General features: G+C 67.1%; 11 protein-coding genes. 3 read left to right on the top strand and 8 right to left on the bottom strand.

Annotated features, from left to right (window positions below; translation table 11 throughout):
* Positions 1 to 25: 25 nt before the first annotated feature.
* The 4 genes from AC3A6F_RS24780 to AC3A6F_RS24765 form a co-directional block, all read right to left on the bottom strand.
* Positions 26 to 1,192: an HAF repeat-containing protein gene (locus AC3A6F_RS24780; RefSeq protein ID WP_487686370.1), complete on the bottom strand. Its 1,167-nt coding sequence runs from the start codon at positions 1,190 to 1,192 to the stop codon at positions 26 to 28.
* Positions 1,193 to 1,224: 32 nt separating this feature from the next.
* Positions 1,225 to 2,376: an HAF repeat-containing protein gene (locus AC3A6F_RS24775; protein WP_487686368.1), complete on the bottom strand. Its 1,152-nt coding sequence runs from the start codon at positions 2,374 to 2,376 to the stop codon at positions 1,225 to 1,227.
* Positions 2,377 to 2,644: 268 nt separating this feature from the next.
* Positions 2,645 to 3,667, bottom strand: a complete 1,023-nt coding sequence (locus tag AC3A6F_RS24770) for an ATP-binding protein (RefSeq protein WP_487686401.1) — start codon at positions 3,665 to 3,667, stop codon at positions 2,645 to 2,647.
* A 38-nt stretch (positions 3,668 to 3,705) separates the two neighbouring features.
* Positions 3,706 to 4,428, bottom strand: a complete 723-nt coding sequence (locus AC3A6F_RS24765) for a response regulator (RefSeq protein WP_487686366.1) — start codon at positions 4,426 to 4,428, stop codon at positions 3,706 to 3,708.
* A 78-nt stretch (positions 4,429 to 4,506) separates the two neighbouring features.
* Between AC3A6F_RS24765 and AC3A6F_RS24760 the strand changes: the two genes are divergently transcribed.
* Entirely contained in the window at positions 4,507 to 7,662 is a 3,156-nt protein-coding gene (locus AC3A6F_RS24760) for a multidrug efflux RND transporter permease subunit (RefSeq protein ID WP_487686364.1), read from the top strand.
* Positions 7,663 to 7,738: 76 nt separating this feature from the next.
* Entirely contained in the window at positions 7,739 to 9,274 is a 1,536-nt protein-coding gene (locus AC3A6F_RS24755) for a serine hydrolase domain-containing protein (RefSeq protein ID WP_487686362.1), read from the top strand.
* 30 nt (positions 9,275 to 9,304) lie between these two features.
* On the opposite strand, the gene AC3A6F_RS24750 is transcribed toward AC3A6F_RS24755, so the two are convergent.
* Positions 9,305 to 10,267, bottom strand: a complete 963-nt coding sequence (locus AC3A6F_RS24750) for a ribonuclease Z (protein ID WP_487686360.1) — start codon at positions 10,265 to 10,267, stop codon at positions 9,305 to 9,307.
* Between the two features lie 149 nt (positions 10,268 to 10,416).
* On the opposite strand from AC3A6F_RS24750, the gene AC3A6F_RS24745 reads away from it, so the two are divergent.
* A complete protein-coding gene (locus tag AC3A6F_RS24745; RefSeq protein WP_487686358.1) occupies positions 10,417 to 10,833 on the top strand; it encodes a hypothetical protein in 417 nt (138 codons plus the stop codon).
* Position 10,834: 1 nt separating this feature from the next.
* Here the strand turns inward: AC3A6F_RS24745 and AC3A6F_RS24740 are convergent, their stop codons facing one another.
* The 3 genes from AC3A6F_RS24740 to AC3A6F_RS24730 are packed head-to-tail and all read right to left on the bottom strand — an operon-like array spanning position 10,835 to position 12,641.
* A complete protein-coding gene (locus AC3A6F_RS24740) occupies positions 10,835 to 11,743 on the bottom strand; it encodes an NAD(P)/FAD-dependent oxidoreductase (RefSeq protein ID WP_487686399.1) in 909 nt (302 codons plus the stop codon).
* Positions 11,730 to 12,194 carry an Rrf2 family transcriptional regulator gene (locus AC3A6F_RS24735; RefSeq protein WP_487686356.1) on the bottom strand — a complete coding sequence of 155 codons (465 nt, stop codon included), beginning with the start codon at positions 12,192 to 12,194 and terminating at the stop codon, positions 11,730 to 11,732. Before AC3A6F_RS24735 ends, AC3A6F_RS24740 begins: the two co-directional genes overlap by 14 nt.
* 42 nt (positions 12,195 to 12,236) lie before the next feature.
* On the bottom strand, positions 12,237 to 12,641 hold the full coding sequence (locus AC3A6F_RS24730; RefSeq protein ID WP_487686354.1) for a YbaN family protein: 405 nt from the start codon (positions 12,639 to 12,641) through the stop codon (positions 12,237 to 12,239).
* Positions 12,642 to 12,839: the final 198 nt, after the last annotated feature.

Here is a 12,839-nt window from a genome sequence, read left to right as displayed (position 1 = left end):
TTGGGTTGGTAATGAGAGGGGACACCTACTGCGCGACCGGCCGCGCCACCTCGCGCTCCTGGGCCTGCGCCTCGGCCTTGGCCAGCGCCGCCTCCAGGGCCGGCGACGCCGGGAAGGCCAGCAGCTCGGCCCGGGCTTCAGGGTCCAGCGCCGGCGGCGCATCGACGTGTGGGCGGATCAGGTCCAGGCGCACTGCGTAGCGCACGCCGTTGCGGTCGGCGACGGCCGCGATCTGGCCGGCGTCATTGATGGCGACCGGGTTGTTGATGTCCCAGCCCGATGCCGGATCGATCAGCGCGTTCAGGCTCTCCATGCGCTTGCCGCGCCAGATGAAGCCCCGCAGGTGGTCGCTGGTGCCGACCACGTGGCCGCGGTTGTTGATGCCGGCGCCGGCGCTGAACCTGTACTCGGTCGCCGGTCGATCGTCGATGCCGACCATGCGTCCGTGGCTGTACAGGAACGCCACGCTGTCGCGCGGCCCGGCCGGCAGGTAGGCCTGGCCGGTGATCTGGCCACGGTCGTTGATCGCGTGTCCCGTGTTGGGCGTCGAACCCAGGTCGCCCAGGTCGCGGATCGTGCCGTCGTTCCAGACGAAGGCGCGGTATCCCGGCTCCGGGGTGTTGAAGCGCCCGGACCGGCCGGTGATCTGGTTGCGGTTGTTGAGCGCGGCGGGGACGGTCTCCGGTGCGCCGCTGCCGTCCCAGGCAATCGCGCCAAGGTGGGTGAAGGCGCCGTTCGGCGCGCGCAGGTAACCGAGCGTTTCACCGGTGTCCGGATTGCGGCCGGAGGCGGTGATGTAGCCGGCATCGTTGATGTCGCTGTAGCCGGTGACCTTGCCGGAAATCGTGCCGATATCGCGCGCCTTGCCGCAGGCATAGATGAAGCCGCGCTGGCGCCCGTCGGCGCTGCGCCAGTTGCCGACCACTTCGCCGCGATCGTTGATGCCACTGGCCGAACTCCACACGCCTTTCAGGGCGCCCAGGTCGACCAGGCCCTTGCCGCGGTTGAGGAAGGCGCGCCGCCGGTCGCCGCCGACTGGATAGTCGCCGACCACCACGCCGGCGTTGTTGATGCCATAGGCCCAGCTGTTGGCCGGGCCGACCACCGTCACCCGGTATTCTGGGTAGGCCCAAGCACCGCCGGCCACGGTGAACGAGAGCAGGACCAGCGACAGGCGATGATGCAGATACATGACGATCTCCTCGATGGATGAGAGTGGCGGCCTCATTGCGCGACCGGTTGCACGATTTCGCGCGCCTGCGCTTCGGCCTCGGCCCGCGCCAAAGCCGCCGCCTGCGCCGACGATTGCGCCTTGGTCGCCGCCACCTCGGCCGTCTGGTCGGCATCCAGCGCCGGATCCGCCAGGCCGTGCGGCCGGATCAGGTCGAGCCGGATCGCATACTGCACGCCGTTGCGGATGGCGGTGGCGGCGATCTGGCCGGCATTGTTGATGGCCTGTGCTCCCGTGATGTTCCAGCCGGCTTTGGGATCGACCAGCGCGTTCAGGCCCTGCATCCGTTTGCCGCGCCAGACGAAGCCCTGCAGGTGGTCGCTGTAGCCGACGATATGGCCATGGTTGTTGATGCCCAGTCCTTCGCTATACCTCGGCTCGATGGCGGTGCGGTTATCGATGCTCTCCAGGCGTCCATTGCTGTACAGGTAGGCCACGCGGTCGTGCACGCCGCCGGCGAGGACCGCGGCGAAACCCGTGGCCTGGCCACGGTCGTTGATCGCATTGGCGCTGTTGGGCGTCAGCCCGAAGTCGCCCAGGTCGCGCAGCGTGCCTTTGGTCCAGATGACGGCGCGGTACGGCTGCTCCGGGAACGCCAGCGGCCCCGACTTGCCGGCGACCTGGTTGCGGTTGTTCAGCGCGTAGACCTGGGTGATCGGGTGCTCGACCGGCAGGTGGCCGATGGCCGTCAAGCGGCCGTTCGGCGCGCGCAGGTAGCCGCTCGGGTCGCTGTCGGTGTAACTGGTGGCGATCGTATAACCCGCATTGTTGATGTCGCTGTAGACCGAGCCGCTTCCGATCACGCCGATATCGCGCTGCCTGCCGCACGAATAGATGAAGCCGCGCAGCTGGCCGCCGGCGCCGACCCAGTTGCCGAGGACCTCGCCCTTGTCGTTGACGGCTACCGCGCCGCTCGACGTGCCCAGCGCGCCCAGCCTGACCAGGCCGTTGCCGCGGTTGATGAAGCCGTGGGTGGCGCCGCCCACCGGATAACTGCCGACCACGGCGCCGGCCTGGTTGATGTCGGCGGCGCTGCTGCCGGGCGGTCCGACGATCGTCACCCGGTACTCGGGGTAGGCGCAGGCGGCGCCGGCCACGGCGAAGGACAGCAGGAACAGCGCGATGCGATGAGGCGTGTGCCGCATAACAATTCTCCTTGTTAAACAAGGGCTTGCGTCGATTTGGCGGGCCCGTCGATCAACTTACGCCGTCGCCGTACGCTGGCTTTGGCGCCGCACAAGCCGGGCAGACGGGCGCCGGCCGCGCATGCCGAATCGATCAGCATGCGCAGGGAATGGGTTGGCTGATGGAATGGAAATGCTGGCCGTTAGCGTGTGCCGACGTCGTTCCCGCCCTCGCCGGGCGCCTTGGCGGGAAGTCGTTACCTCCGGTGGAGGTAACGACGTGTTTTAGTCAGCCTCTATCCGGCCACGCCAGCGCGAAGCAAGTCCCGCCGCCCATCGGATAACAGCGCGCCTCCCCTCCATGCGCCAGCGCGATCGCCCTGACCACGGCCAATCCCAGCCCGCTGCCCGAGCCACCCTGCAGGCGCGCCGCATCGCCGCGCTGGAAAGCGTCGAACAGCTTCGACGCGAACGCCGGATCGATCCCCGGCCCGCTGTCCGTCACGCTGAGCCGGCATTCGCCGCCGCCCCATGCCAGAGCGATCTCGAGCGACCCAGGCGCCGCATGGCAGCGCGCGTTTTCCAGTAGCGCCAGCAAGGCCTGGCGCATGCGCGCCGGATCGCATTCGACCACGCCTTCCTGCAGCCGCAACGCGGGTGACAAGCCTTTTGCGCGCAGGTCCGGTTCGGTCAGGGCCAGCACGTCGCGGATCTCGGCCGCCAGGTCGCAGCGTCCCACCTGCAGGGTCAAGTGGCCGCTGTCGGCCAGGCCGACCACCCGCAAGTCCTCGATCAGCCGCCCCAGGTTCTCGACCTGGGCCAGCAGGTTGCGAAACAGTTTTTCGCTTGGCTCGAACACGCCTTCGGCCAGGCCCTGCATGCGGCCGCGCAGGATCGTGATCGGGGTGCGCAGCTCGTGGGCGATGGCGGCATTCCAGAACACCTGTTCCTGCGCCATCCGGTCCAGGCGTTCGGCCATCAGGTTGAAGTCTTCCACCAGCAGCGACGCCTCGCCCAATGATCGGTCGTCGCTGGTCGCGCGCGCCGATAAGTCGCCGTTCGACACCCGGCGCAGGCTGCCCGCGACCGACGTCAATGGCGCCAGGATGCGGCGCGACAGCTTGGCGGCGGCGAACACCGCCAGCACCACCGCGCTCAAGGTCGACAGCACGATCCAGCCCCATTCGGGGCCCGAGGGCATCCAGGCGCCGGCCGGGGCCAAATGGGCGGGGGCATAGGCGAACATCACGAAGTAAAAGACGTAGGAGCCGACCGTGATCGCCACCACCACGCTCAGCACCAGCAGCGTCATGGTCAGCACGATCTGGCGGCTCAGGCCATGGACGGGTTTCACGTCTTGCCGCCGAACTTGTAGCCGACGCCACGGATCCCGCGCGGCACGTCGGCCACGCCCGCCTCTTCGAGCTTGCGACGCAGCTTGCTGACGTGGCTGTCGACCGTGCGTTCCAGTGTGTCGCCCTCGGGCAGGCAGTGGGTGAGCAGGTCGATGCGGCTGAACACCTGGCGCGGCGAGCGCGCCAGATAGGCCAGCAGCTTGAATTCGGTCAGGGTCAGGTTCAGGGCCGCCCCCTGGCCGTTGGCCAGCGCAACCTCGTGCTTGTCCAGGTCGATGACGAGGTCGTCGACGCGGATCACGGACGCCCCATTGCCCGCGACATGGGCCAGCGTGCGGCGCAGCACCGCCTGCGCGCGCGCCACCACCTCAGCCGGGTTAAAGGGCTTGACCACGTAGTCGTCGGCGCCGATGCGCAGGCCGGTCAGCTTGTCGACGTCCTGGTCCATCGCCGTCACCACGATCACCGGCGTGCCGCCGCGGCGGCGGATCTCGGACAGCACCATCCAGCCGTCGAGGCCTGGCATCTGCACGTCGAGCAGCACCAGGTCGGGCCGCGCCGTCAGGTGCAGTTCGAGCGCCTGGCGGCCATCCTGCGCGCGCAGCGTGCGAAAGCCGCCGCGCGAGAAATAGGCGGTGAGGATGACCGCGATCTCGTCGTCGTCCTCGGCGATCAGCACCAGGGCCGGTCCAGCGCCCGATTGCGCGGTCATCTCCATCGAATCTCCATACAAGGGCAACCGAATGCCAACGTGCACACCGCACAATCGCCGTTTGCCCGATCCGCTACTCTACCGATGCCGCAATTTTTCATCAACCGTCCCGTGTTCGCCTGGGTGATCGCCCTGTTCATCGTGCTGCTGGGCGTGATCGCCATCCCGCAACTGCCGGTGGAACGCTATCCCAACGTGGCCCCGCCTACCGTCAGCATCACCGCCGTCTATCCGGGCGCGACGCCCCAGACGATGAACGACGCCGTGGTGGGCCTGATCGAGCGCGAACTCTCCAGCGTCAAGAACCTGCTGTATTTCGAGTCGTCGACCGACACCACCGGCACCGCCCAGATCACCGCCACCTTCCGGCCCGGCGTCGATCCCGACATGGCCCAGGTCGACGTGCAGAACCGCATCAAGGCGGTCGAGCCGCGCCTGCCGCAGACGGTGCGCCAGAACGGCCTGATCGTCGAGTCGACGATCTCAAACTTCTTGATGTTCATCGCGCTGACGTCGGACAGCGGCGCCTTCGACGAGACTGACCTGGGCGACTACATGGCGCGCAACGTGGTCGAAGAATTGCGCCGGGTCGAGGGCGTCGGCAAGGTGCAGCTGTTCGGCGCCGAGAAGGCGATGCGGGTCTGGGTCGATCCGGCCAAACTGGTCGCCTACAGCCTGTCGATGACCGACGTGACGGCCGCCATCGCGCGCCAGAACGCGCAGATCGTACCGGGCCGCGTGGGCGACGCGCCGGCGCCGCCAGGGCAGCAGATCACGGTGCCGCTGACCGCCGAGGGCCAGCTGTCCACGCCCGAACAGTTCCGCGCCATCGTGCTGCGCGCGAACCCCGACGGCTCCACCTTGTTGCTGCAGGACGTGGCGCGCATCGATCTCGGCGCGCAGAGCTATGGCTTCAGCACCCGCGAGAACGGCCACGTCGCCACCGCCGCCGGCGTCCAGATGGCACCTGGCGCGAATGCGGTGGCCACCGCCGCCGGCGTGCGCGCGCGCCTGGCCGAACTCTCCAAGGCGATGCCGGCCGGGATGAAGGTCAGCGTGCCCTTCGACACCGCGCCGTTCGTGGAGATCTCGATCAAGAAGGTGGTGATGACCCTGCTCGAGGCCATGGTGCTGGTGTTCCTGGTGATGTACCTGTTCCTGCAGAACGTACGCTATACGCTGATCCCGGCGCTGGTGGCGCCGATCGCGCTGCTGGGCACCTTCACGGTGATGCTGATGGCCGGCTTCTCGGTCAATGTGCTGACCATGTTCGGCATGGTGCTGGCGATCGGCATCATCGTCGACGATGCGATCGTGGTGGTCGAGAACGTCGAGCGCCTGATGGCGACCGAGGGCTTGTCGCCCAAGGAGGCCACGATAAAGGCGATGCGCGAGATCACCGGCGCGGTGGTCGGCATCACCCTGGTGCTGACCGCCGTGTTCATCCCGATGGCCTTCGCCAGCGGTTCGGTGGGCGTGATCTACCGTCAGTTCTCGCTGTCGATGGCGGTCGCCATCCTGTTCTCGGCCTTCCTGGCGCTGTCGTTCACGCCGGCGCTATGCGCCACCCTGCTCAAGCCGGTCGAGGGCGGCCATCACGAAAAGAAGGGCTTCTTCGGCTGGTTCAACCGCGGCTTCGAGCGTCTCACGGCGCGCTACTCGTCCACCACCACGGCGCTGGTCAAACGCGCCGGCCGCATGATGCTGGCCTGGCTGGCGATCGGCATCGCGCTGGCCTTCGCCTTCGGCCGGCTGCCGTCGGCCTTCCTGCCCGAGGAAGACCAGGGTTACTTCATGACCTCGTTCCAGCTGCCGGGCGACGCCACCGTCGAACGCACGCTCGAGGTGGTCAAGGCCTATGAAGCGCACGTGGCCTCGCGCCCCGGCCTGGGCGACAACGAAGCGATCCTCGGCTTCGGCTTTTCGGGTTCGGGTCCGAACGCGGCCATGGCTTTTACGATGCTCAAGGACTGGGACCAGCGCGACGGCGCCACCGCCCAGGGCGAGGTGGCGGCGGCGCAGGAAGCGATGAACGCCAGCCGCGAAGGCATGATCATGAGCCTGATGCCGCCGGCCATCGACGGCCTGGGCAACTCGTCCGGCTTCGCGCTGCGTTTGCAAGACCGTAGTAACCAGGGCCAGGCGGCGCTGATGGCGGCCCAGGACAAGCTGCTTGCGCTGGCCGCGAACAGTCCGCTGGTGGCCGGGGTCTATCCCGAAGGCTTGCCGCCCGGCGTGAGCGTGCGCCTCGACATCGACCGCGCCAAGGCGCAGGTGCTGGGCGTGGCCTTCGCCGACATCAGCGACACCCTGTCGGCCGCCATGGGCTCGGTGTACGTCAACGACTTCCCGAACGCCGGCCGCATGCAGCAGGTGATCGTGCAGGCCGAGGCCAGCGCCCGCATGCAGGTCGCCGACGTCCTGGCGCTGAATGTGCGTAACGTGAACGGCGGCATGGTGCCGCTCGCCGAGGTGGTCAAGCCCGTCTGGACCGAGGCGCCGCCGCAGCTGATCCGCTACCTGGGTTATCCGAGCGTGCGTATCGCGGGCGCCGCGGCGCCGGGCGCGTCCAGCGGCGAGGCGATGGACGAGATGGAGCGCCTGGCCGGCCAGCTGGGCCCCGGCTTCGCGGTCGAGTGGACCGGCCAGTCGCTGCAGGAACGCGAAACGGCGGCCCAGGCCCCGCTGCTGATGGCGCTGTCGATGCTGGTCGTGTTCCTGGTGCTGGCCGCGCTGTACGAGAGCTGGTCGATTCCGTTCTCGGTGATGCTGGTGGTGCCGCTGGGCCTGATCGGCGCGGTGGCGGCGGTGATGCTGCGCGGCCTGCCCAACGACGTGTTCTTCAAGGTCGGCATGATCACCGTGATCGGCCTGTCGGCCAAGAACGCGATCCTGATCGTGGAATTCGCCAAGCAGCTGCACGATGAAGGAAAAGGCTTGCTCGAGTCGGCGGTGGAGGCGGCGCGCCTGCGCCTGCGGCCTATCCTCATGACCTCGCTCGCCTTTGCGCTGGGCGTGGTGCCGCTGATGCTCGCCTCGGGCGCCAGCGCCGAGACCCAGCATGCGATCGGCACCGGCGTGTTTGGCGGCATGGTGGCCGCCACCGTGCTGGCGGTGCTGTTCGTGCCGGCCTTTTTCGTGTTCGTCGTCGGCCTGCAGGAGCGCATTGCGCGCTCGCGCAAGCCGAAACACGGCCAACAGGTGAGCGAGCAGGCCAAGCATCCTAATCACTCGGACTAATTTCATTGAATCAGCTTTGGTTCGCGAAATAACATGAGATTATCCAAAACATCGTGTTTACCAGGGAAGGGCCAGCATGCGTCTCAATTTTTGCCGTAGTTTGCCCCTCCTTGCTTTCCTGTTGGGCGTAGTCGCCGTCGCGGATAGCCACGCGCAGGCGCAGGCGCCGAGCCGCGCAGAACGTGTCGCTGCGCTGCTTCCCGAAATAGACAAGATGTACACCGACCTTTCCGCGCAAGAGCATCTTCCAGGCCTGGTGTACGGTGTGGTGCTGGACGGCAAACTGGTGCATATCAGCTCGCTCGGCCTGGCTGATGTCGCGCGCAAGATCCCCGCGACCAGTTCAACCGAATTCCGCATCGCTTCGATGAGCAAAAGCTTTGTAGCGATGGCAGCGCTGAAGTTGCGCGACGATGGCAAGCTGCGACTTGACGATCCGGTGTCCAGCTATCTGCCGGAAGTGCGCGGCGTCACGTTGCCGACCACGGACTCGCCTGCATTGACGATTCGCCACCTGATGACCATGAGCGCTGGGCTGCCCGAGGACAATCCCTGGGGCGATCGCCAGATGGCCATCTCCAATGCCCGGATCGAGCAACTGGTCAGTGCAGGGCTGTCGTTTTCCAACGCTCCCGGCCAAACCTTCGAGTACAGCAACCTTGGCTACATCATGCTGGGCAAGGTAGTCAGCAAGGCATCGGGCATGCGTTTCCAGGACTACGTCACGCGCGAAATCCTGCGGCCGTTGGGAATGCACAATACGCGCTGGGAATATACCCAGGCCAAGCCTGGAAAGCTCGCCCTGGGCTACCGCTGGGTCCGCGACCACTGGGAGGCCGAGCCGATCCTGCCGGATGGCGACGGCGCCGCGATGGGTGGGCTGATCACGACTGCGGATGACTTCGCGCACTACATCGCCTTTCACCTGGATGCCTGGCCGGCCCGCAGCGATGCGGATCGCGGACCGCTGCGCCGTGCGTCGGTCCGCGAGATGCATCTGCCGCAGGTATTTGAAGGCTTGAGCGCCAAGGCAACCACAAGCGATGGCAAGACATCGAATCCGCGTGTGGGTTTCTACAGCTACGGCCTGGGCGTGTTGCGTGACAGCCGCGATGTCGTGACCGTCGGCCACGGGGGCGGGCTGCCCGGCTTTGGCAGTCAATACTATTTCTCGCCAGACCACGGAGTGGGGGTCTTTGCCTTTACCAACTTGCGCTACGGCCCGGTTTACGGCCGCACGGGAAAAGCCTTGTCCATACTGGTCGAACGTGCCGACCTTGGTCCGAGGCCGATTGACGTGTCGCCCATCCTGGCTGCACGCTATCCGCAAGTGGCGCAACTGGTGCAGTCGTGGGACGCTCAGCTGGGAAGCAAAATCGCGGCCGAAAATTTCTTCCTCGACCGCTCACGTGAGGATTGGATGACGCACGCGCGCGAGAAGCTGGAGCCGATCGGGAAGATCACATCGGTCGGCCCCATCAGCGCTGAGAACAGATTGCGCGGCGCCTTTGCGCTGATCGGCGAGCGCGGCAAGGTGGATGTCAAATTTACGCTTACGCCCGAACACGAGCCAAAGGTGCAGGAAATCGAGCTGACGCCGGCGAAGCAATAGCGGCGTCAAGGCATGCCGGACGCAATGCGTCTATTCGACCGCGCGCCGCAGTTCGCCGGTTCGGTCCAGCACGTAGTGATCGAGGTCGCGCGCCAGCAGCAGGTTGCCGCTGTACCGGGTGCGCGCTTCGTCCTCGAGCAGCGCCAGCGGCAGCGGGCCGCCTTCCTGGTAGCGCGGACTGAAATGGGTCAGCACCAGGTTGCGCACGCCGGCCCCTTCGGCGAACTGCGCGACCCGCATGGCCGAGCTGTGCTGTGGGCCGGGGCCGATCTTGTGCAGCACCTCCTCGGTATAGGTCGCCTCGTGCACCAGCACGTCGGCGCCCTGTGCGCTGGCGGCCAGCAGTTCCGGGCTGTCGTTGTCGCCGGCCACCACGATGCGGCGCGCGCGCCGCGGCGGCAGCAGGTAGTCGAGAGCCTTGATGGCGCGGCCATCGGGCAGGACCACGTCGCGGCCCTGCTGGATCTCGCCCCACAGCGCTGACGATGGAACCAGGTCGGCGCGCAGTTTATCGGTATCGAGCCGGCGCTCGATCGCGGCTTCGGTGAAGCCATAGGCCCAGGACGGGATGCGGTGCGACAGCGCGGTGGCGTCGACGGCAAGTTCAGGCAGCAGCGGACCATGCGCCAGGTCGTCGGGCGTCAGCCAGGCGAGCGGGAAGGGCAGGTTCAATTCGCTGGCCTGCATGATGCATTCGATCATGGTGCGCAGCGGTGGCGGGCCGACGATGATCAAAGGGTCGCTGCGGCCCAGCAGGCCGGCGCTGGCCAGCAGGCCGGGCAGGCCGTAGCAGTGGTCGCCGTGCATATGGGTGATGAACACGGCGCGCAGGCTCATCACCGACAGCGGGGTGCGCAGGAGGCGGTGCTGGGTGCCTTCGGCGCAGTCGACCAGCACCCACGAGCGCGCGCCGCGCAGGCGCAGCGCCAGGCCGGACATATTGCGTTGCCGGGTCGGCGTGCCGGACGACGTGCCGAGGAAGATGAGTTCCATGGATGCTCTCGTGGGATGACGGGCTCCATTATCCGGCAACACGGCCCTGGCCGGCGCGCTGCCAGAACTCGTGGTGCAGGCCGGTGTCATACGGGGCAGGAACGCCGCCCATAGAGCGGCCATGTCCGCCTTCGACCGAGGAGAACGATATGCGTACGAGTTTCGTTGTGGCCGCGTCCGCGGCTGGTCTTGTTGCATTGGTGGGTGCGGCGCCGGCGAGCGCCGCACCGGTGCTGCAAGAGATGCAGGTACCGGTGGCCGGCATCAGCTGTTCGCGCATCGGGCCGCCACCGCAGCGGGTGACGCCCGACGCCGAAGTGCTCGAGTCGATCGACGGCGTCTACCGCCTGTCCAACGGCCAGAAGCTCGGGATTGCGGCCGGCGACCAGCAGGTGGTGGCCGACTTCGGCCGCTGGCACCAGATCCCGCTGGTGGCGACCGCGCCGGAACGCTTCGAGTCGCGCGACGGCCTGGTGTGGGTGCGCTACGAGGCCGACGAAGACACCGAACGGATCGTGGTCAGCTATCCGGCCGATGCGCGTGGCCGCTACGTCGACGCCTGCTAGTTCAGTGCTGCGGCGCCAGGCCGAACAGCAGCGAACGGTGCGCGCCGACGCCGGCCATCGCGCCATCGGCCACGGCGAGCGTCACCGAGCTGGCGGCGCGCATGGCGTCGCCGCCGGCGAACACGCCCGGCACCGTGGTCTGGCGGGTCTCGTCGGTGCGGATGTAGGGTCCGATGGGCCCTTCATCGAAGGCGCAGCCGAGGTCCCCGGCGATCGGGCTGGCCATGTGCACGCGGCCGAAGGTGAACAGGCCGGCCATCGCTTCCCGCCGGCCGTCGGCCAGCACCACGGTAGCGTGGTCGGCAAGCCGCGCGACCGGCGTCTCGTCCACCTGCACACCGCGTTCGGCGAGGTCGGCCCGTTGCGCTTCGTCGAGCGGGCACACGCCGTTGGTGAACAGGGTGACCTGGCCCCAGTGCGGCAGCATCTGCGCCTGGTGCACCGACAGCGGGCCGCTCGCCAGCACGCCGATGCGGCCTTCGTCCAGTTCGTAGCCGTGGCAGTAGGGGCAGTGGAACACGCTCTTGCCCCAGCGTTCGGCCAGGCCCTCGATCGGCGGCAGTTCGTCGCGCACGCCGGTGGCCAGCACCAGGCGCCGGCCGCGCACGCTGTCTGCGCCATCGAGGTCGACGATGAAGCCGCCGGCATCCGGGCGCGCGCCCTGCGCCAGCCCGTCATGCCAGGCCACGTTCGGATAGGCGGCGACGTTGGCGCGGCCTTCGCGCGCGATGGCTTCGGCCGGCTGGCCATCGCGGGTCAGGAAGCCATGCGAGTCGCTGGCGAAGCGGTTGCGGCGCTGGTCGGCATCGATTACCAGTACCTTGCGGCGCGCCCGCGCCAGTTGCAGGGCGGCAGACAGGCCGGCATAGCTGCCGCCAATGACGATGGCGTCGTATTCATCCAGGGGCATGTTCATGCTCGGGTCTCCTGTGCGGATGGTTGTCGTAGCGAAGATTGAAATCGCGCGACAGGTCGGCCAGCGTCACGTCGCCCAGGCGTTTCACCAGCAATGCCTCGGCCTCCTGGAAGGCGTCCGCGAGCGAGGCATTGACCACCTGCTCGACCAGGCATGCGCTGTGCTCGTTGCGGTTGCCCATCGCGAACACGGTGGGCGCGCCGACCGCGTCGTAGACGTCGCGCAGGGTCACCGTGGCCAGGTCGCAGGTGACGGTCCAGCCGCCGCCGTGGCCGCGCTCGGAACTGATGTAGCCGCGCTCGCGCAGCCCGGCCAGCACGCGCCGCACCAGTACCGGATTGGTGCCGAGCATGCCCGCCATCTGCTCCGAGGTCATCGGGCGCTCGCTGTGTGCCAGGTGGAGCAGCACATGGAGGACGGAAGAAAGTTTGCTGTCGCGTTTCATGTAACTAATAATAGTACAAAATCGGCGGATGCATGAAATTTTCTAACGTCCGGCCTGGGATTCCTCGTTCGGCTCCGCTTTCGGCGGCAGCTTGAGCGTCGGCAGATACCACCACATATAGGTGCTCACGCAGGCGCCGATCACGGCCATCGAGATCAGGATCGCGACGCTGTCGAAATGGCGCGTCGACCACGCCATCGAGCCCCACAGCATCACGGTGGCGACGATCTTGCCTTTTAGCGGAATGCCGTGCCCGGCCTCGAAGTTGGCGAGGTATTTGCCGAATACGGGATGCGCCAGCAGCCAGCGGTGCAGGCGCACGGAGCCGCGCGCGAAGCAGGCCGAGGCCAGCAGCAGGAAGGGCGTGGTCGGCAGCAGCGGCAGGAAGATGCCGAGAATGCCCAGCAGGACGGCCAGCACCCCGACGACGTTATAGAACAATTTCATGCCGCCACTCTAGCATCCGGCGCCGCGGGGTGTCATGTTTGCACTATTGCCGATCTGATTATGCAAAAAGGAAACAGTTGGGAATATCTATATGCAACTCTAAGTTCCGCTCTGCAACTTACGGCCGCTAACTCGGTATAATGGCCGGCTCGACGACGGGCGCGTCTGTTCGGCAGTGGCAGGAATCGTTCTACGCCC

Source organism: Massilia sp. Soil_C_3 (genome assembly GCF_057657035.1).
This window is presented reverse-complemented; position numbering and strand designations above follow the sequence as displayed.

Excerpts from the sequence above, each read along its gene's own strand:
- AC3A6F_RS24780 (WP_487686370.1), bottom strand. The coding sequence starts at position 1,192 with ATGTATCTGCATCATCGCCTGTCGCTGGTCCTGCTCTCGTTCACCGTG.
- AC3A6F_RS24775 (WP_487686368.1), bottom strand. The coding sequence starts at position 2,376 with ATGCGGCACACGCCTCATCGCATCGCGCTGTTCCTGCTGTCCTTCGCC.
- AC3A6F_RS24770 (WP_487686401.1), bottom strand. The coding sequence starts at position 3,667 with ATGACGCTGCTGGTGCTGAGCGTGGTGGTGGCGATCACGGTCGGCTCC.
- AC3A6F_RS24765 (WP_487686366.1), bottom strand. The coding sequence starts at position 4,428 with ATGGAGATGACCGCGCAATCGGGCGCTGGACCGGCCCTGGTGCTGATC.
- AC3A6F_RS24760 (WP_487686364.1), top strand. The coding sequence starts at position 4,507 with ATGCCGCAATTTTTCATCAACCGTCCCGTGTTCGCCTGGGTGATCGCC.
- AC3A6F_RS24755 (WP_487686362.1), top strand. The coding sequence starts at position 7,739 with ATGCGTCTCAATTTTTGCCGTAGTTTGCCCCTCCTTGCTTTCCTGTTG.
- AC3A6F_RS24750 (WP_487686360.1), bottom strand. The coding sequence starts at position 10,267 with ATGGAACTCATCTTCCTCGGCACGTCGTCCGGCACGCCGACCCGGCAA.
- AC3A6F_RS24745 (WP_487686358.1), top strand. The coding sequence starts at position 10,417 with ATGCGTACGAGTTTCGTTGTGGCCGCGTCCGCGGCTGGTCTTGTTGCA.
- AC3A6F_RS24740 (WP_487686399.1), bottom strand. The coding sequence starts at position 11,743 with ATGCCCCTGGATGAATACGACGCCATCGTCATTGGCGGCAGCTATGCC.
- AC3A6F_RS24735 (WP_487686356.1), bottom strand. The coding sequence starts at position 12,194 with ATGAAACGCGACAGCAAACTTTCTTCCGTCCTCCATGTGCTGCTCCAC.
- AC3A6F_RS24730 (WP_487686354.1), bottom strand. The coding sequence starts at position 12,641 with ATGAAATTGTTCTATAACGTCGTCGGGGTGCTGGCCGTCCTGCTGGGC.